Raw genomic sequence first — 18,592 nt, 5'->3', positions numbered from 1 at the left:
CTGACCTTTTCCGGCGAGCGCGGCGTCGTTCTGGGCGGCAAGGGCGACGCGTCAGCGTCGGGACCGCCCGGCCCGCAGCGCCAGCGAGGACACGGACGGACCCACCCCTTGCGGCACAGGGCGATCCCGTGGTGCCTGCCCTCTTTCCTTCCTTTTCTTTTCTCGTCTTTTCTTTCGTCGGCCTCTTCTGCGATGTGTGCTCTAACGATCAAAGAAACATGACCGTGTTTCGAGGCGGCTCAGGGAACTGTTAAGATCTGAGGCAGTAATAGTCGTAACGACTTGCAGTCATGACCTGAAAGAGCCATGTCCAGAGCTCTTCCAGAACCTTGAGGGACATTTATGACCGACCTGATTGAGACCATTGCACACCCTCATGCTGATCTGCTGCCACTCACCGCCGACATCGTGGCCGCCTATCTGTCGCAGAACGCGCTTTCCGCCGACCAGCTCCCTGCGCTGATCCGCAGCGTGCACGACGCCCTCGCAGCCCCGGCCACGCCGGAGCCTGTCGCGGAAGAAGCCCCGATCCCCGCCGTGAACCCGAAGCGCTCCGTGTTTCCGGACTACATCATCTGTCTGGAAGACGGGAAAAAGCTGAAGATGCTCCGCCGTCATCTCAAGACGGCCTACAACATGACCCCGGAAGAGTACCGGGCCCGGTGGGGCCTGCCGCGCGAGTATCCGATGGTCGCGCCCAGCTATTCAGAGAAGCGCTCGTCCCTCGCCCGCGAGATTGGCCTGGGCTCCACGACCCGCGCCTCGGCGCCTCAGGAGCCTGTAACGCAGGATGAAGAACATCCACCGGTAAAGAAGCTTCCCGAGAAACGTCGCGGCCGTCCGGCTCGCGCCTGAGACTAGACCGGCCTTCCCCCGGTGCCGAAGGCTCCGGCCCGGAGGATCCAGTCCTCTGTCAGAACCGTCTGCAACGGACGGTCTGACAGGCAGGCGGCGACCAGGTCGGGCCGCGACCGGGCTTCCTGATAGACCGTCCCCTCGGACGACAGCTGTTCGAGCCCCCTGTCACGTTTGATCGTGCAGCCGAAGTCCTTTTCATATCTGACCAGTTTCGCAAACCGCTTCGCATCCATCCATTTCAGGGTGGCGAACTGGTCTGCATTGCCGAAGATGCAGAACGCGCAGGACAGGCGTGAAAATCCGACCTGATAGGGAAAGGCGGGCATGACGCGCCAACGCCTGAGAATGTCCCAGACCTCCGCCTCGGACCAGGCATGCACAGGGCGGAAGTGATCGACATGCCGACGCCGCCGTGTCCCGTTCCTCGTGTCAGTCCGATGGGGCTCAAAGGCGGCATAGCGGGCCCGTGCGGGGCTCTCTTCGGCGCGCTCGCCCGTGACCATCAGGGTACGGCGGCTGAGGAACCTGTCCTGTCCGCGCAAGGCGCGATCAGCCACATCAACCTTGAGGCTCGCCGAGCACCAGCGCACGGACAGGCTGGCTGAGACCTGGGGAAACCGCAGGCGTGTCCCCTCTGGCCCCTGCCCTCCTGCTTTGATGACTCCCTCCGGTGTTTCGAAGAGAACCGGAGCTGTGGGCGCAGCGTCCCGCAGCATTTCGCGCTCGAAGCCGCCTTCGCGCCAGGAGCGGTAGAGCGGCAGGCTGAAGTCGCGCGCCAGGGCTGCGACGTATGGGCCTGTGGAGGGCCAGTCCATGAAGGACCGCCCTGCCCCATCCACCTCGTGATGCCAGAGCTCGATGCGTTCGGCCGGAGCCCCGGCTTCCAGCAGGGCGAGCAGACAGGCCGTGCCGTCCTTGCCTCCGGACACGGCGACAATGATGTGGTCATAGGACGCGAGATCAGGTCTCATGACGCCCACCGACTGACCGGGGCGCCTGTCCGCACCGAGCGGCACATCAGCGCGTGGGCGATCGGACGTTCCCTCAACAGCAGCGGCTTTTCATGGCGACCGTCCCAGGTCAGGCCGTCGCACCGTTTGAGCAGCCCCATCTGGACGGCGGCTTCGTCGCGACAGGCGCACACGCGTTCATTGCCACCGGAGCTACGTCGGCAGGGTTCATCCGCAGGAGCGCCACAAGCCGCGCAGGCAATAGTCAGCGCTGGGTCGCCCTCTTCCCAGTGCATGTTGCAGCGCCGACAGGTTGTGGGCTCCTGGGTATCCGTCCAGCGCATCGGAGGCCGGCCACGAGGTGTTGGGACATAGGGGAACTGGTAGCGTTGCATGATGCTCGATCCATCTCTGGTTCTTCAAACATCATCGCGACGGTCAGGCAGATGACCGGGGTGCAACAGTGCCGCGCAGCGGCAGGATCGGCGTCACCCGGACCCACGCACAGGCGGCGCAGCCGACGAGCATGGGGAGGACGGACGGCGACCCACCTGTTGCAGCACGGACGACCGACAGGCAGCGGTTCTCTCTTTCGGTCCTCCTTTTTCTATTCAGCAATTTCGAATTTCTTTAGTTGACAGCTGTCAACTGGTCTCGTTAAATGCGGTCATATTACCTCCATGCGCGCGCTACCGCATCTGGCGCGACATTCCGCACCCAAAAGAAAGCCGACGTGCATGTCCTCTCCAGCTAATATCAACCCAAACCTGGCCAGCGGCGTAGACGAATTACTCTCGCAGCAAGCACGAGCTCTCTCTGAGCGTCTTCAGGCGCACCGGCTCGAACTCTTTCCCCCCAATGCCTCAAAGACACTTCGGTCGTTCCAAATCGGGGAAGTCGCCAAACTGTTGGGCTTGGCGCCTGGATATTTGCGGAATTTAGCACTTGAGGGGAAGGGCCCCCTTCCTGCCATCGGCAACGGTGGCCGGCGTCACTACACAGCCGAGCAGATCTCCGACTTGCGTCGTTATCTCGATCAGAACTCACGCAGCCAGAAGCGATATGTTCCTTGCCGTAGCGGGAGCGAGGGCCTGCAGGTTATCTCGGTTGTTAACTTCAAAGGTGGAAGCGGAAAGACCACATCCGCAGCTCACTTAGCACAGGGTCTCGCGTTGGACGGCTTGAGAGTTTTGGCAATTGACCTTGACCCTCAGGCTAGCCTTTCGGCGCTACATGGCTTTCAGCCAGAGTTCGATGTCCATGCGAATGAGACATTATATGGAGCCATTCGCTATGATGACGAGCGGCGTCCACTGTCGGATCTCGTACGCAATACGAACTTTCCGGGATTAGATATCGTACCAGGAAACATTGAGCTCATGGAGTTCGAGTATGAGACGCCTCGGCTGTTGGCGTCTTCTGACCAAGCTGGCGCAATCTTTTTCTCACGTGTCGACGAAGCCCTTCAGGACGTCGAGGAGAACTACGACGTAATAGTCATCGATTGCCCGCCTCAGCTTGGCTATCTCACCATGTCTGCTGTGTGCGCAGCAACAGGGCTTCTCGTAACTGTGCACCCTCAAATGCTAGATGTAATGTCGATGTGTCAGTTTCTGCTCATGATGGGCGACGTAATGACACATCTGCGCGACGCTGGTGCAAACGTGTCTTATGACTGGGTCCGGTATCTTCTTACGCGTTACGAACCTTCTGATGGCCCCCAAACGCAGATGTCCGGATTTATGCGGACGGTGTTTGGGGATCACGTTCTCACCAATCCGATGTTGAAAAGCACCGCTGTCTCTGACGCAGCAATCACCAAGCAGACGCTGTTCGAGATCGAGCGTAAGCAATTTACCGGCTCAACCTACGATCGTGCGCTTGAATCTGTAAACGCGGTTAATGGCGAGATTAGGGACCTGGTTTTTAGGGCTTGGGGTCGCAAAAGCTGACCTCCGTGGCAGGGGGACGCCGAAGTTGACAGCTGTCAACTAATGGCTGGTCGCGTCAAAAGTTGGCAGCTGTCAACCAAATTGCACACCAATTCGGATTTCGCAGAACTTCTGCACGAAAATGCAAATAGGGAACGAGAACAATGGCAAGAAAGCATAATTTGGGTAGTCTGGTCTCCGCGCAATCGTCGGCTCCGAGCAAAACGCAAGCGCCCTCATCGACATCGTTATCAGGGTCCTATCGCAGTAGCGGAGCACTGGGGTCAGTAGCAAAGAGCCTTGGGTCTCTTCGCCAAAAGGCAGACGAAGCCGCTGAGCTAGAAATTCTCCTGAAGACAGGAGCGACCATCATCGAGCTCTCGCCAGACCTCGTCGAGACGTCCTTTGTCTCAGATCGTATGCCTGGCAATGATGAGGCATACCTTCAGCTACGAGACGCGATTAAGAGCACAGGACAGCTCTCTCCAATTCTGGTCCGCCCGCACCCCACTAAAGCGGGTCATTATCAAACCGCTTATGGCCACCGTCGTCTACGCGCTTGCCGTGAGTTGGGCTTGAGTGTCAAAGCCGCAGTGAAGGAGTTATCGGACCACGACCTCATTATCGCTCAAGGGCAGGAAAATAGCGCGAGGGCGGATCTCTCCTTCATTGAGAGAGCGACATTCGCCCACAGCCTCCTTAAACGAGGATATGAACGCTCTACAATTATGACTGCTCTTAGCACCGACAAAACAACGCTATCGCGTATGCTCTCGGTGTCCGAAGCTATCCCGCATATCTTAATTGAATGGCTTGGACCTTGTCCGACTATTGGCCGCCCACGCTGGCAAGAGCTGGCCGAAAGTCTCAAGGCGTCGCCAAATCAGACATCGTGGGAAACGTTTATCGGGGCTTCCGGCAAAACGGAGGATGCAGATAAATTCGCCGAGCTACTTGATCAGGTACAGGATCGAGCAAGGCAAGCGCGCCAGTTGGAAAAGCAGAGCATTAGGCCGGTGAATAAAGCTGCTCCAACGGCGAGTTGGGTGTCGACCGACAAAGTCCTCACGATAGATCTGGAGGCAAAAAAACGGGCCACAAATCTTGTATTCAAATCTGCTGACGCATCAGAATTTGCAAGCTTTGTTATGACTGCAGTTCCTGATCTTTATGAGCGGTTTAAAGCACAGACGACCGAAAAGGATAAAGCCAAGAACTAGGAGGAAACGGGAGGCGGGGAGGGCGATAATACGAGCCCTCGCTCGGTCACAGCGACCTTTGCAGAACGATAAGCGGCGAGGGCAAGCCCCAAAGGTTCCTTGAACTCAGCCTTAAACGATTTGAGAGTTTTAAATTCGGTTCCGAACTGCTTCCACAGCGATCCCCAGCCTACAGGGGTATCCCCTTGCAGGGCGTGTAATCGGAAAGCTAACCAAAGATACGCATCGATAGCTCTTGGCGAGTTCTGTATGTCACGAATTGCCGCGCGGTCGATAAGAATGGGATGCCTTCGCAGCTCCCGATAGAAAGCCTCCGACAACACGACTGTTTCAATCATGCGAGTATTTCTTTTCGTTCTGGGGTCTATCTCCCCAACGTAACGAAACGACTCAACGAGACGTTCATTGACGACAACGCCTTCGCGGTCGTTTCCAAATTTAAAGTCAACGGTGCAGGTCGCCAGCCTTTCGATTTGCTCGACCAGTTTTTTGCTAATAGGACCTCCGCGACTAAGCCCCATCCTTTTGAGTAAAGACGCAGGAGATTTTGCTAGCGAGATTTCCCGTGACCCCGTTTCAAGAGCCTCGGACTGCCAGTCGATCAAGAGCAACCTAGCGATTGTCCCGCACGGAACTGACAGTTTTTCAGTTGAATCGTCATCTCGCAGTCGAACACCTGGTCGAACTAGCAACTGAGCAAAGTCCGTTTTTATTAGCCAGTCTTCACCTGGTTTTCGTTCTCGGTGGGGAAGACCGGCAAGACACCATGCGCTATAACTATAACCTATTGAACTGCCACCCTCGATTTCGCGAACCAAAGATGACGCGGCAGCGTCTACAATCTTACGCCCGGATCTGCCTGCAACGACTTCAAGTATCGGGTCAGTCAGAGCGGACGCTTCGCTATCTTTTTCTAGCGAATGGCTCTGAGCGATTTTGATAGCGTCTTGAGGGCCATGTACTTCCACCAGCTCGTGGATTGATCTGAACAGATCGTGCTGTGACTTAGCGTTAGAGTGCATAATGCGATTTCCAGCAGATCCTCAATAAGCTCAGAAACACACATCATCAGGGCCTTGTCGATGTGTTCGTTGCTTTCCCTCCCAGATGTGTTCGGTGCCTACCTGCGTCACGTAGCGTGGTTGTGTTTCTTGCCGACTTAACAATAAAAAAATTATATTGTTATTATATTGTTTCGTCGGCAGAGAACACGTTGATAACTCCGTAAACCACTGAAAAAACGTCTTGTTTTTTTTACCTAAATTAGCGCCGTAGGCAGAAAACACTTCACCGATCTTGGCTTTTAACGCGAACCGCCTGAAGAAAACCGTGCCGGTAGGCAACAAACACAGGGAAAACCCTGCCGCCAGCGGAAAGCATTAAACACAACTTTCGGTGGTTTTTCATGGTCGGGAACGAACACATCGACAGCGGCGCACGATTCGATGGTAGGCAGTGAACACATCTAACGGTGTGAAACAGATAGTCGCCTTCAGGTAGCATGACGTCAAAACCGGGTCCGTCCAGGATGTTTGGTCATGGCATCCTCAACCTCGATATATTTCTCCACGACACCAAAGGTCTGGTGCCTGGAGAAACGCTTGAGCGAGACAAGATCCGTGCCGTCACGAGCTCCTGTGGTGATCGCTCCGCGTCGCAGGCTGTGCCCGCTGAAATCGCCTGTCAGTCCCGCATCCAGGCAGCGCTTCTGAATGATGCGGGCCACAGACCGGTCAGACAGCGCCTCTGAACCCATGGCGGGCAGGGCAGGGGGCTGACCGGCCTCGGCAGCAGGCGGAAGCCACACGCGCCGGAAGACCGGTCCCTTGGCGTCGGCCAGTTTCGCGCTCCGAAGCCAGCCTTCATAGGCCCGAACCGGGCACAGGGCAGTAATCCCGCGTGGGATGGCGACTTCGACACCCTGACTGGTCCGGTCCCCCTTGGAACGGTCCAGCCGGATCCGCATCCCGTCATCATCCAGCGCCACGTTCTCGAGGCACAGCGACGCCACTTCGGACCGTCGGAGGGCGCCGGCAAAGCCGAGCAGAAGAATGGCCTTGTCGCGGATCCCCACGAGCGCGGTGGTATCGATCTGCTCGATGACCTCGCCCAAGAGATCCCAGGTCAGCCCCTTGACCTGACGGGACGCGCTTCCCGTCGACGTCCTGCGAATACCCGCAACAGTTTCGGACACCAGGGCATGGGAGGTCGGGACGGGGACCTGAGCGATATGATGCAGATACCGCAGTGCGGCGCGGTGCAGATCCACCGTTGCTGGTCGCTTCTTCTGCAGGGCGAGATCGGCCAGATAGGCGGCGACGTCCTCGCTGCGGGCGGGCAGGGCAGGAATCCCGTGCCGTGCCGCCCATGCGCACCAGGAGCGCACGGCCGAGCGATAGGTCCGGCGTGTGTTCATTGCCTTCGCCGCCCGGGAATAGGTTTTCGAGGCGCGCTCCGCCGTGACCAGCGTTCCATCATAGTCGGGCAGCGCCTCGTCGGTCAGGGCATCGAACCACAGCAGCACCGCCGCAGACTGCTGACCCAGAGGAGAGGCCAGTGGAGCCAGCGTGACGGCCTGCGATCCCGCTTTGGGCCGCTTGGTCGCCTTTGGCTTGAACCAGGCGACGAAGATGGGATCGGGTTCGAGGTCCAGAGCGATCGCCAGGTCGTGCCCGGAGGGCAGGGTGGTTACATGGGCACTGGCAATCGCCAGAGCGTCTTCAGCCGTTTCCACATTGGTGGCCAGGACCGTGTCCTCGGCAAATTCGTTATGCCGGTATTCGATGCCGCGAATGACCAGAGACAGGCGAGGGGAGAAGCGACCGGTGGACAGGAGCGCGACAGAGTTTTCCAGACTGCCGGCAGGAAGCTGCTGTCGGGTCTTCTGGTCCAGCCGGTCCAGGAGGGCCTCACGGGCAGCCTTTGCCGAGCCTGCGATGTGAAGATGGCTGAGCATGGAAACCTCCGTGAAACCTGAACTCGGCTCCTGATAGCACGAAGCCCGGGGCAGGGCAGAGAGGAGAACAAACACTGTCCAACGACGTCTAGAAATGTGTTAACGAAGACTGAATGCCGATCCGACCAGAACTGAAGCCGCTTTACCCCCCAAACTGGTCCGAACTGAGCCGACAGGTGAGGTTCGAGCGGGCAGGGGGGCTCTGTCAGAGTTGTGGTCGTCCGCATGGCCATCACTTGCAGGTGCTCCCGGGTGGCCGATGGAAGCATCCGGACACGGGGCACTGGTTCAATGGTCGGGGCAGGTTGGTCTCACCTCCGGACCTGATAGAGCTTCTGCAGGTGCGCCAGACAAAAGTGTCTCTGGCGGCGGCCCATCTGAATCATGATCCCACCAGCAACCGACTGCGCAATCTGCGTGCGCTCTGTCAGCGCTGCCATTTGCTGCACGACCGGATGTATCATCTGGCTCAACGACGCCTGACCTTGCGACGGCGCCTTGCGCTCGGGGATCTGTTCGAAGGTCTGTATCGGGCCGGGGTCACACGCCTGGGGCTATAGAAACCCTGATCGGCGTATGATTCGGCCTTCTGAGCGTCAGATCAGGCGGCGGCTTCGATCGTGACGTCTGCGCTCGCGAGACGAGGGTAGCGTCGGATCACGCCTTTTGGGCTCTCTGCATGCACCAGGAGCGTGTCGTGTCCTTCCTTGAGGAACGTCTCCAGAGACGCGTCGTCGCGAACACAGTGAACGAAACCCTGGTCTTCGGCACGGGCGAGGGCGCGGCTGTCACCATAAAGAACTCTGGTCATGTCTGCTTCTCCAGTCTGAGACATTGATGATGCGGCGGAGGAAACCCGCTGCCAGACAACCGTATCGCGGGTGGTTGTGAGTGCAGTGAGAGCGAACGCCATGGATGGCTTGGTCGGGGCGCAGCCTTTATGGTCCGCAACTCAATGCCGTCACAAAAGGGGAAAAGCAGCTGTGACTGATCCGAAAATGTCCTTCCGGACAGTGTCTGACGACGCCACGGACAGGCAGCCTCTCAGCGAGCTTCTTCTGGAAATCGTCGATGCCGTTCCGTCTTTCACAGGCAATGGCTTGACGCCGTCACGTCCGAGAAAGCTGATCGTGACCGTCCTCTGGCTCGGCTCCGGCCTGACTCTGATAGCGGTGCTTTTAACGCTGCGACATGTCGCTTTCGCAGTACTGCTTGCCTATCTCGTTTTTAACCTCAGTCTTGCCGCCTATCTTATTGGCAGTATCGCTCTGGCAGCCAAACGAGAACTGAAGGCCCTCCAGAAGGAGAGCGTCATCCGTGCCGGTCAAATGCTTTCGAGTGATCTTGCAATGCTCGAACGGTTGAAGCTGTATCCTCAGGAAGAGCTTTCACTGGCCCGCAAAGCTTGTGAGAGATCTTATGACGGATATCTGGAGCGGCTCTCTCTTCTGAAGTTTCCCGCACTCCTCAAGCTGGTCCCACTCGTGACGGGCGTGGGGCTCACAGGATTACTCACCTCTGGTCCGACGCATGGACCCACGGTCATGCGTGGGGCTGGCCTTCTTGCGATTATGATTTGTCTGTGCGGCGCCCTGATCGTCTGGATGGTGGAATTTTCCCTGAAGTCCAAACGCCACAGACACCAGCGGCTAGTGGATTTGCTGGACGAAGGCATTGAGGCCTGCAAGCGCGATGAGGATGCTAATCTCGCGTAGCACGCGGCAAAAAACAGGGTTCTACCTCTAATGAGCTTAGAAACTTGACGGCCTGTGATGGGCGAGCAATCTGGCGTAGGGGACGGAGCTTTTCCTTCTGCCAAAACCGGATCGGTTTAGGCTCTGTTAGGTCTTGATCTGGTCTGCTGCGGCTGCGATGCAGACGACTGCCATGAAGGAGGTGGCGGTTTTCTTGTATCGGGTGGCAACAGCTCTCCACTCCTTGAGGCGCGCCCACAGGTTTTCGACCAGATGCCGGTGCCGATAGGCCCATTTTGGGCAGGCCACCTGCGGCTCGTTGCGTTTGGGCGGAATGACGGGGCGTGAGCCCCTGTCCCATAAGGCCTCGCGAAACTGGTTCGAGGCATAGCCCCGATCGCAGATGACGTAGAGTGGGACATGCGGCAATGCGTCGAGGAGCGTCATGGCTGAGGGTAATTCATGGGCCTGTCCAGGTGTCAGGGTGAAAGACAGGGCTTTGCCACGTCCGTCAGCGGCGACGCAGACCTTGCTGCCAAAGCCTCCACGCGAGCGGCCAAGCGCTTCACGAGCGCCTCCGCGTCCTCGGTATCCCCCTTTTTGGCCGCTCCCGCCGCCTTGTGATGAGCCCGGATGTTCGTGCCATCGAGGAACACCATGCCGAGGGCAGGGTCGCGGTCCTTCACCCGTTCGAAAAGGGCCTGCCAGACACCGGCCTTGGCCCACCGGATGAATAGCTGGGCCACAGTCCACCAAGGGCCGAGTTCGGTGGGAATGGCTCGCCATTTTGCTCCATTCTGATGGCGCCAGAAAATTGCCGACATGGTCCGCCGCAAATCGCGTGGCGGGGTTTTTCCTCTCGGACGGACTGCCTCAATCAGAGGCTCCCATACCGACCATGCATCATCAGAAAATACAGACTGCATCATACTCATCTCGAAGAGCTAGGCAGCCATCCTAACGTTTCAAGCCCTAACGGGCCCTAGAGGTAATCTAATATCTAGTTTAAAATTACAAAGGGAACAGAAATGACTATCTCTCAAAACAACAAAAAAATAACACAAATACGAAAATATATTTCTTCTTTAAGAGAAAGAAATAGTTCTGAAAGCATTCCGGATGTAGATATTGAGATGAATAATCAATCCATTAGTGATGCTTATGAACAAATCAGTGAAATCGAAGAAGATACTAGGCAGAGAAGGATAAATCTTAGAGATCAAATAAATCGTAATCTTGAAACTGATAATAAACCTACGCCCTGGGAAGATAGATAATAAAATTTCCTCCTAATGTCTGAAAATGCCCACTCTCAGACACTAGGGAGGGATCATGTACTGGACATTGGATATATCAAGGTAACAAAGGCATAACCCGGATATATAAGGGAAAACTATTATTAGAACGCATCAGGCGGCTCATGATTAAGGCTCTTATACCGGGTAGAGTTTCCAAAAATAGATGCTGTTCGTCCTGTCGTTCTGAAGCGTCTCGATAGGCACATTACTCGATGCCGAATAATTGACGAGTGCCGCAATACCGGCAGGCAGCGCGTATTTTAAACCAAGATCAGCCCCTAAATCGACCACGCTGCCGAGGAAATAGCAATCCGGCTTAAATGCATCGCAATGCGCTTCGAAGGCAAGGCGATCATCCGCATCCAAGTTAACATATCCAACAAGCTCAGGATGGTCCTCAGGGCTAATTTTGAGAGTTAGGCCGCGAGGAAATGGATCCGACCAATTGAAGTTCTGCGGCATCAATCGTCTCATCGTAGCGGCCGTCTCGGGCCAACAGCCACCGATGAGCCAAGGCGACCGTACTACGTCATCGGTAAGGAGGAGTTTGGCTGCGACTTCTGCTTTACGAATCTTGGGGGAGATATAGGCCAAATACGCTTGAAGGTTGGATCGCTTGCTGCGGGCTTCGATATCCAGTGCGCCGGTGGCCTCAATCGCCGCAATCGTCTCGGTCACGCGCTGTGCATCGGCGTGATTGATGGTGAAGATTGCGCTGGGGTCATTCTTCAAACCCCAACTCGCTTCTGAGCAGAAGAGGGCGAGTTCTTTATCGGAGAGCACGATGTTGAGGTTACTGTCCAGCGGCAGGCAAAAAATGGGAGGCTGCGGCGCTGCCTGTTCGTCGGACGACCTAAAAAACTGAGAAAAATACTTCTGTACGACGAGCGGATGATCTTCGAGAATGCGTAATAAGTCGTCCCACCCATGATAGGAGACAGCAAAGTGACCGGATTTTTTGTGTTTCTGTGTGAGCGTTGCAGTATAGGTCACCAGTTTGGCATCGTGCGGTGCAATGGTAACCATGATGAGATCAGTTAGCGCTGGTGCAAACTCTTTCGCGCGGCTGACCTCGGTGTCGATGGTCTTGGTATCTAGATTTTTAACTGCCTTGCACTGTACGCCGATCACTCGGTTGCCGCTGCGCACTAGCACATCCACACCGTATTGGGCTTGCCCGCTGCGTCCGTAAAGCGTCACGCTTGCGTCGGGATATTGACTTTGCCATAGATCGCACGCGAACTTTTCAAACTGCTTGTCATCTGAGATTTCTGGAAGCCGCTTGCCATTAAAACTGCTCATTTTGGTATGATCTTCTTGTATAATTTCGTATCCGTAGCCTCTGCAGAAGCTGGCTGGCAACGTAGCTAAAAAGTAGCCAAAGTAGTAGCTCCGCTCTGCACAAAGTAAATATTTTTCTCCCCCGAAGCTGCCGTGAGCTGGAGGGTTCGAAAAACCCTCTGCTTTTGAGGTTTGCTCTGTGATTCCATTTCTCGTGCGTTGATTGGGATATGGAAGATGAAACAGGCGGGATTTTTTGATGTTGAAGAGCGGCTTGCTCGGCTAAGCGGGCTCGGTGATCAGCTCGAAGCGTTTTCCCGGACTGTGGAGTTTGAGGTGTTTCGCCCGGAACTGGAGAAGGCTCTGGCGTATTCAGCTGGGAGTAAGGGCGGGCGACCGCCGTTTGATCCGGTGCTGATGTTCAAAATTCTGGTCATCCAGACGCTGAACAATCTGTCCGACGAACGGACGGAATACCTGATCAACGACCGTCTGTCCTTCATGCGCTTTCTGGTATTGGGGCTGTCGGACCGTGTACCTGACGCCAAAACAATCTGGCTGTTCCGTGAACGCCTGACCCAAGCAGGTGCGATTGAAAGACTGTTCGACCGCTTTGACGCTACTTTGAAGAACGCTGGCTATCTCCCGATGTCAGGTCAGATCCTGGACGCAACACTGGTGGCTGCTCCAAAGCAGCGCAACACGAACGTCGAGAAAGCGGACCTGCGGGCAGGACGTATCCCTGAAGACTGGCAGGACGAGCCGGCAAAGTTGTCGCACAAGGACCGTCACGCGCGCTGGACGCTGAAGTTCACGAAGGCGAAGCGGCAGGATGACGGAACCATGCCGTCGAGTGATCTCGCCATTCCGTTCTTTGGCTACAAATCTCACGTCTCCATCGACCGGAAGTATCGGTTCATCCGGAAATGGAAGACGACGGATGCCGCTGCCAGTGATGGCGCGCGATTAAGAGAGGGGCTACTGGATAAAGCCAATACGGCCTCAAGCGTCTGGGCTGATACAGCGTATCGCTCAAAAGCCAATGAAGACTTCATGGAAAAGCAGGGCTTTGTCTCAAAGGTTCACAGGAAGAAGCCGCATCTCAAACCCATGCCACTCCATATCCAGCGGTCCAATGCAGGAAAGTCCGTGATCCGATCCCGCATCGAGCATGTCTTTGCTGACCAGAAATCGCAAATGGGTCTGTTCGTCCGAACTGTCGGTATCACCCGGGCCACCATGAGGATCGGCCTGGCCAATATCGTCTATAATATGCGCCGCTTCCTCTTCCTGGAGCGGATCAGCGCGAATGCATAGCAATCCAGCGGGTGGCGGCACTCGATCTGCTCAAAACGCAGATCGAAAACGACCCCAAAAGCAGTCAATCAAATCGCCAAAAGCCTGAAATCACCAGCCAAGCGTATCAATCAAGGGTTCTTCGATCCCTCCACTTCATGGCAGCCTATAATTTCGGGCGAAGACTCAAGACCCTCAGTGGCCTTACCCCTTACGAATACGTTTGCAAAATCTGGACGTCAGAGCCAGAAAGATTCATCATCAATCCAACCCATCAAATCCCGGGACTAAACACCTAGGCTTCAACCAGATGTCTCAAAAACCGAGGCCATTACAGTAGAGAAAAGCAGATAAAAACAAAATTCCTATAATATCTACTCACTAACAGCAAACTCATTTTGTTCGTTCTCTAAAAACTTAGAGAATTTCTTGAAACTCTCATTAAATTTTTGCTTACTCTCCAGAAGATACCCATATTTATCGCCTGTAGCCTCAATCATTTTAGAATTAAGATTTAGCGACCGGAACGTATATAAATCGAAGACAACTTCGGAGGAAAGATACGTCATCAATAATATTTTATACGATTTATCATTATTATAAATATTATTTTCTATTATTTTCATTGCTTGAGCCATGTTAATCTTATAAGCTATAAATAGTTCGGGGGTATATCTCTCAATGAGACTATGTTCAGCAAACTGAGCACTTATCTTATCAGCCGGATTTTCAGAACGTTCGAGCTTTCTAATGTCTCTAAGCGCTGTGACATAGACCTCTTGCTTTATGTAGTTTTCATTAAGTTTTTGACAAATGTGTATAAGCAAATCTGCCGTAGTATCGCGCTCCATAATCCGAGCACTGTTTTGAGCGATTCTATTCGAGTTATTAGCAATAAAAGAGGTTTTCCGAGCTGTATACATCACAGCCAATAGCGTCCAGACAGATATGAAAGCCTGAGTCCAATTAGACACATCCCCATACCATTGAAAGTCGCCAAATTTCGATTTATTATAAATATAATCAAATAGTAAAACAGCAACAGGAAAAATTATGGACCCATACAATACGTATTTCTCTAATTTATCCAATCTATCGACGCGCGCCTTAATCCTTTTCCTAATATTTTTCGGAACCACTGGAGTATTGTTAGAAACACCTGACATAAGAACCACCCAAGATTTCTGAACCTGTCGATGGTTTGCGTGTCAAAACGTGTTTTTTCAATCCCCTAACATCGAGACTTACAGTTTAACGTCGGCTTCCGGGAAGTCTCATCGTGTGTGAGGACGTCCGAGATGACGGCGTAAGCAGCAGGGCTGCTTACGCCTCATGTTGGTCATTCACAGACTGAGACAGACTTTCGAAAAGCTGACAAAAGTTTGCCTGTCTTATTCAATATAATCTGTGTTTCGTCTGGTATTACCAATATGCGCGAACATGATATTCCCTCCGAGTGTAGAGTTGAAGATGGCAATCGGAAAGGGTATTAAGATAAATGAGAAAAATGGAAATTATATGTTATTATTAGGAAAAAAGTATAGAAATTGCATTAACTCCTTGCGTTCCCTATAGATAGTATCCGATCTTAACAAGTAAACAATGAATCTATTTCATAAATAATAGTAAGGTTTTACATGATCAATACATGGATCGATGATTTTGAAAAAGTAAATAAAAATGCCCTTGCGGCAGAGTGGTTCGTATCGCCACTTGAATACTTATGGAGTGACGGAAAGAATCATTTTGACAAGATTTTCCGGGACGGAGTTACCCCTCATTCTAGATTCGATCAAATGGTATCGCCAACGCTATATCGAACGACGATGCAAGTAGATTTTCGGGCAAAGATGACGGTTTTTGCGTTTATGAGAGAAACGATCGCGAACTCCTACGGCGTTGAGTTCGAAAGCGGTCTATTGGCCTTTTATCAACTTGATTATCTTGCGTGCCTTTCACAATGGATCTACGTTATCGAGGGGTATTGCAGAAAATTATTTTCGGTAACATCCCCTTCAAATGTGAAATACTCCCATTGGATTATACCGAGGACAGGAGACACAACTCGCGATCGCTTGATCAAATGCCTGGCAGAAGCATTAGGAAAATATTTGGATGGGATAATGTTCAAGCGAGAGTCTGATCCACATATTGAACGGCTAAGTAGACATCTTCTTCTACATGGAAATCTCGAGAACAAAGACTTCTTCAGCCAGAAAAATTGCCTAATACTCATGTTTCTCTTAGACGCTCTTGTGGTCATAGAGATGGTAAAAAATATGAATTTTCCGACGATATTTTCTGAACGCCCCGGTGAAGTAGAACGTATCAAACGTCGGAAAGCTTTGTACATGATGAAACTGAAGCATGCATTTGCTGATGAAAACATATTGAAGATAGAGTTGCTAAAAGAGTATTTGTAAGAAAGATTGCTGCAGCAGGTTATCTACTAGCTGCCCAGAGAGCGTTATTGGCAAGTCACTTGCTTTGCTGTCGGCGGAATGTCAAATTTCCGCTTAGTGCACCTGATAACGGACTATCTGCTTTCCCCCCCCAAGCTGTCGGCAAGCTGTAAGCACGTACCGTGTTCAAAAAGCTGAAATTGAGTGTGAATATTTACGGGCGTGTCTCACAAAGCAGTCTTATTGATAATGGTTACAATGAAAAAACATAGAAAAAATATTATCATTGGGATGTAGAGAAATATAAGAAATTTATTCCCAATAAGTGCAAACAAAAACGGAGATGCCGTAAGCGTCAAAATGGAAATCGCGAGAAAATACCTGCCTTTCTTTGTCTGGGCCTGAGCGATGCCGCAGCCATTTTTGCGACGAGAAAACCAATATTTATTTTCGCTGTAAGCAGTGGTGGCGTCATTGTTTGACATTTTCTCGTCTCCTCTAAAGCTATTTAGGGGGGCGGTATTTCTCTGACATGTTAGCGCCTTATCCTGGTCTTTGTTCTTTCTTCCAAAGAAGCCATGACAGTCCCCAAGAGAAGACTGCAAGCAAGAGGACAACGGTCAGATAAGTATGGTGTGTTTTGTAGGGACCGAACATCCCAAACCCGACTGCGACCAGAACAGCACCAGCAAGAATGAAAACCGGCCCTGATGCCCGATGTGTCCGGTCCCAGACCCGGACGCTGGCTTTCGTCCAAGGTGTCCGGATACCGACAAGCGTATTGGGTCTGAGTTTCCCAAGGCCGTTGCCGACAATAATCAGGAACCCACCCACCATGATGTCGGTAAGGGAGCCCATGGCAATTCTGATGCCCAGAGCCTGCTCCATGGATGCAATAGTCAGGAGACCGAGCATGGACGTCACTGTAATCCATGCGGCATCATAGACTAACACAGAGGCCTGGAAACCGTCGCCAGAGCGCCTCAGGGATGGAAAGCCATACATCAAGGTCCATAATCCGAGTTGAAGTCCGATCCAGATGTTTAGCCCTTTCCAGGGAGAGACAAAGTGATCCCGGGCCCATCCTTGGGAGAAATGAACAGGCACCATGGCATTTGGCGGAGCCATCCACAGGATACCCAAGCTAATTACCAGCGTTGTCAGGATGACTGCGAAGGAGACAAAGGGGCCGTATCTGTCCTGCATAAGTCTGTTTCCTTTCCCAGCCGCATGGAAGACGCCAGACGAAGCCATGCGTCTTCCAGCACTGAAAGCTTCAGGTGGTAGATCAGGGTGGTGCCGACGCGCTCGCGATGCACAAGATTTGCCGCAAGAAGTACGGTCAGATGACCAGACAGGGTCGGCTTTGCGATCGTGAAATGCTCTGAGATTTCGCCCGCTGTCATTTCTCGCTCACGCAGCATCTCGAGGATGGCGCGACGCGTTGGATCGGCAAGGGCTTTGAAGACATCACTCATGATTCGGTATTTAGCGAAACAAAGAATTAAATGCGACTAAATTTTTGTCTCTTAAGGTTCGAAGTCCGTTTTCGTTCATTAGAAGCCAAAAACAGACCTTCCGTTTACCCCCTCAAACCGGCCGCGACACCGAGAAATGGTTCCAACCCTGCGTGAGTTGAAATGTCTCTCGCAAAGAGAGGCCAGAGACAATCAGACTGTCCTTCCGGGAGCAGACGTTGTCCTTGCATCGCGTCTGTCGAACACGCCTCGAAAAGACCCTTGCGGGTCTTTTTTGTGCCCCACCCCCTATATCGGATAATAAGAAAAAATGGACATAGATTTTATGGCAGAAAACTGCGGATTTCTGGCATTTCTTGAGGTTTTTGGACGGCTGTTTGTCTAAATGCCCATCACGCCCTTCATGTCTCCGAACTATACGCCGTTGACGTATGAGCCAATGACGTATAGGTTTTTGTGAATGTCAAAGCTGCAGACCGTTGTCGAACTGCCTGAATTCATAAAGCGGGCAAAAGCCCTGATGTCAGACGACGATCGTACGGCTCTGATTAACATGCTCGCTGCAATGCCAGATGCTGGAATTTCTTTAGGTGGCGGTCTGCGAAAGGTCCGCTTTTCCCGCGAGGGTGGTGGGAAGAGGGGAGGGTACAGAACTCTCTATGTTTTTGGCGGAAGACAGATGCCTCTGTTCCTGCTGACCGTTTTTGCCAAAAACGAGAAAGACAATCTGACGCGATCTGAACAGGCCGCCCTGGTAGACTTGAGCAGGACGCTTGTTGCGAAATACGGAGAACCATCATGAGCGCTTATGACAGCATTCTGCAGGGGCTGAATGAGGCTCTCGCCTATGCGGAAGCTCCGGTCGAGGACAGCGTGACCCACCAGGTGCGTATTCCGTCGGTTGACGTGGCGGCCATCAGAACCCGGACCGGACTCTCTCAGGCACAGTTTGCCAGAAGCATCGGGGTCGCCAAGGGGACCCTTCTGAACTGGGAACATGGCCGTCGTCAGCCAACCGGACCAGCCCAGGTTTTGCTGGCGATGTTGGATAAGCGGCCATCGTTAGTGAGTGAGCTGCTTTCTGCCGGTCGCTGAGAAAACACAGGTCCCGATACGCTTATTAAAATGGCTAATATGGGGGGAAACCGGTCAATCGGGTTTTGGATGGAATGCTTCTGAAAGCGGACGTCTTCGCAAATCCCAGAGTGCCTCAAATATAGGTATTGAC

Annotated in this window: 21 protein-coding genes and 1 pseudogene; 11 read left to right on the top strand and 11 right to left on the bottom strand. The window is 53.3% G+C overall.

The window, feature by feature from the left end:
• Window positions 1–342 precede the first annotated feature (342 nt).
• Window positions 343–855 (top strand): MucR family transcriptional regulator, encoded by a 513-nt coding sequence (locus tag KP702_RS13760; protein ID WP_215769205.1) that lies wholly within the window; start codon window positions 343–345, stop codon window positions 853–855.
• A gap of 2 nt (window positions 856–857) precedes the next feature.
• Here KP702_RS13760 and KP702_RS13755 read toward each other — a convergent pair whose 3' ends face one another.
• Together KP702_RS13755 and KP702_RS13750 are read right to left on the bottom strand one after the other, a co-directional pair.
• Window positions 858–1,829 (bottom strand): phosphoadenosine phosphosulfate reductase family protein, encoded by a 972-nt coding sequence (locus KP702_RS13755; RefSeq protein WP_215769204.1) that lies wholly within the window; start codon window positions 1,827–1,829, stop codon window positions 858–860.
• On the bottom strand, window positions 1,826–2,203 hold the full coding sequence (locus KP702_RS13750; RefSeq protein ID WP_215769263.1) for a hypothetical protein: 378 nt from the start codon (window positions 2,201–2,203) through the stop codon (window positions 1,826–1,828). The genes KP702_RS13755 and KP702_RS13750 overlap by 4 nt, the downstream gene beginning before the upstream one ends.
• 342 nt (window positions 2,204–2,545) lie before the next feature.
• On the opposite strand from KP702_RS13750, the gene repA reads away from it, so the two are divergent.
• Window positions 2,546–3,760, top strand: coding sequence for a plasmid partitioning protein RepA (gene repA / locus KP702_RS13745; RefSeq protein ID WP_215769203.1), 1,215 nt, complete (start codon window positions 2,546–2,548; stop codon window positions 3,758–3,760).
• Window positions 3,761–3,903: 143 nt separating this feature from the next.
• Window positions 3,904–4,959, top strand: coding sequence for a plasmid partitioning protein RepB (gene repB / locus KP702_RS13740; protein ID WP_215769202.1), 1,056 nt, complete (start codon window positions 3,904–3,906; stop codon window positions 4,957–4,959).
• Here repB and KP702_RS13735 read toward each other — a convergent pair.
• Window positions 4,956–5,981, bottom strand: a complete 1,026-nt coding sequence (locus tag KP702_RS13735; RefSeq protein WP_215769201.1) for a replication protein RepA — start codon at window positions 5,979–5,981, stop codon at window positions 4,956–4,958. The genes repB and KP702_RS13735 overlap by 4 nt on opposite strands.
• 485 nt (window positions 5,982–6,466) lie before the next feature.
• Complete coding sequence (locus KP702_RS13730; protein WP_215769200.1) at window positions 6,467–7,915, bottom strand: site-specific integrase; 1,449 nt, start codon at window positions 7,913–7,915, stop codon at window positions 6,467–6,469.
• Between the two features lie 113 nt (window positions 7,916–8,028).
• Between KP702_RS13730 and KP702_RS13725 the strand changes: the two genes are divergently transcribed.
• Entirely contained in the window at window positions 8,029–8,475 is a 447-nt protein-coding gene (locus KP702_RS13725; protein ID WP_215769199.1) for a hypothetical protein, read from the top strand.
• Window positions 8,476–8,516: 41 nt separating this feature from the next.
• Here KP702_RS13725 and KP702_RS13720 read toward each other — a convergent pair whose 3' ends face one another.
• A complete protein-coding gene (locus KP702_RS13720; protein ID WP_215769198.1) occupies window positions 8,517–8,726 on the bottom strand; it encodes a hypothetical protein in 210 nt (69 codons plus the stop codon).
• A gap of 172 nt (window positions 8,727–8,898) precedes the next feature.
• Here KP702_RS13720 and KP702_RS13715 point away from each other — a divergent pair, with 172 nt between their 5' ends.
• A complete protein-coding gene (locus KP702_RS13715; protein WP_215769197.1) occupies window positions 8,899–9,630 on the top strand; it encodes a hypothetical protein in 732 nt (243 codons plus the stop codon).
• Between the two features lie 126 nt (window positions 9,631–9,756).
• On the opposite strand, the gene KP702_RS13710 is transcribed toward KP702_RS13715, so the two are convergent.
• A protein-coding gene (locus KP702_RS13710; protein ID WP_215769257.1) for an IS5 family transposase occupies window positions 9,757–10,535 on the bottom strand; the annotation gives its coding sequence in 2 pieces (ribosomal slippage) (window positions 9,757–10,196 and window positions 10,196–10,535; 780 coding nt in all).
• A 102-nt stretch (window positions 10,536–10,637) separates the two neighbouring features.
• Between KP702_RS13710 and KP702_RS13705 the strand changes: the two genes are divergently transcribed.
• Window positions 10,638–10,886, top strand: a complete 249-nt coding sequence (locus KP702_RS13705) for a hypothetical protein (protein WP_215769196.1) — start codon at window positions 10,638–10,640, stop codon at window positions 10,884–10,886.
• A 156-nt stretch (window positions 10,887–11,042) separates the two neighbouring features.
• Here the strand turns inward: KP702_RS13705 and KP702_RS13700 are convergent, their stop codons facing one another.
• Window positions 11,043–12,209, bottom strand: a complete 1,167-nt coding sequence (locus KP702_RS13700) for a restriction endonuclease (protein WP_215769195.1) — start codon at window positions 12,207–12,209, stop codon at window positions 11,043–11,045.
• A 216-nt stretch (window positions 12,210–12,425) separates the two neighbouring features.
• On the opposite strand from KP702_RS13700, the gene KP702_RS13695 reads away from it, so the two are divergent.
• Both KP702_RS13695 and KP702_RS13690 read left to right on the top strand, forming a co-directional pair.
• Window positions 12,426–13,505: an IS5 family transposase gene (locus KP702_RS13695; protein ID WP_215769194.1), complete on the top strand. Its 1,080-nt coding sequence runs from the start codon at window positions 12,426–12,428 to the stop codon at window positions 13,503–13,505.
• 134 nt (window positions 13,506–13,639) lie between these two features.
• Window positions 13,640–13,783: pseudogene (locus tag KP702_RS13690) on the top strand (IS481 family transposase); the annotation flags it as partial.
• A 75-nt stretch (window positions 13,784–13,858) separates the two neighbouring features.
• On the opposite strand, the gene KP702_RS13685 reads toward KP702_RS13690, so the two are convergent.
• Window positions 13,859–14,650, bottom strand: coding sequence for a hypothetical protein (locus tag KP702_RS13685; RefSeq protein ID WP_215769193.1), 792 nt, complete (start codon window positions 14,648–14,650; stop codon window positions 13,859–13,861).
• Window positions 14,651–15,121: 471 nt separating this feature from the next.
• Here KP702_RS13685 and KP702_RS13680 point away from each other — a divergent pair, with 471 nt between their 5' ends.
• Window positions 15,122–15,907, top strand: coding sequence for a hypothetical protein (locus KP702_RS13680; protein ID WP_215769192.1), 786 nt, complete (start codon window positions 15,122–15,124; stop codon window positions 15,905–15,907).
• Between the two features lie 206 nt (window positions 15,908–16,113).
• On the opposite strand, the gene KP702_RS13675 is transcribed toward KP702_RS13680, so the two are convergent.
• The 3 genes from KP702_RS13675 to KP702_RS13665 are packed head-to-tail and all read right to left on the bottom strand — an operon-like array spanning window position 16,114 to window position 17,364.
• Window positions 16,114–16,371: a hypothetical protein gene (locus KP702_RS13675; RefSeq protein ID WP_215769191.1), complete on the bottom strand. Its 258-nt coding sequence runs from the start codon at window positions 16,369–16,371 to the stop codon at window positions 16,114–16,116.
• Window positions 16,372–16,429: 58 nt separating this feature from the next.
• Window positions 16,430–17,092 (bottom strand): SdpI family protein, encoded by a 663-nt coding sequence (locus KP702_RS13670; RefSeq protein WP_215769190.1) that lies wholly within the window; start codon window positions 17,090–17,092, stop codon window positions 16,430–16,432.
• Window positions 17,047–17,364 (bottom strand): autorepressor SdpR family transcription factor, encoded by a 318-nt coding sequence (locus KP702_RS13665; RefSeq protein WP_215769189.1) that lies wholly within the window; start codon window positions 17,362–17,364, stop codon window positions 17,047–17,049. The genes KP702_RS13670 and KP702_RS13665 overlap by 46 nt, the downstream gene beginning before the upstream one ends.
• Before the next feature lie 460 nt (window positions 17,365–17,824).
• Between KP702_RS13665 and KP702_RS13660 the strand changes: the two genes are divergently transcribed.
• Complete coding sequence (locus KP702_RS13660) at window positions 17,825–18,166, top strand: type II toxin-antitoxin system RelE/ParE family toxin (protein WP_215769188.1); 342 nt, start codon at window positions 17,825–17,827, stop codon at window positions 18,164–18,166.
• A complete protein-coding gene (locus tag KP702_RS13655; RefSeq protein WP_215769187.1) occupies window positions 18,163–18,459 on the top strand; it encodes a DNA-binding transcriptional regulator in 297 nt (98 codons plus the stop codon). The genes KP702_RS13660 and KP702_RS13655 overlap by 4 nt, the downstream gene beginning before the upstream one ends.
• The last annotated feature ends 133 nt before the right edge of the window (window positions 18,460–18,592 follow it).

The organism is Gluconobacter sp. P5B12 (assembly GCF_018812035.1).
GTDB lineage: Bacteria > Pseudomonadota > Alphaproteobacteria > Acetobacterales > Acetobacteraceae > Gluconobacter.
The sequence above is the reverse complement of the archived record's forward strand: the minus strand, read 5'-3'. Positions and strand labels throughout refer to the sequence as shown.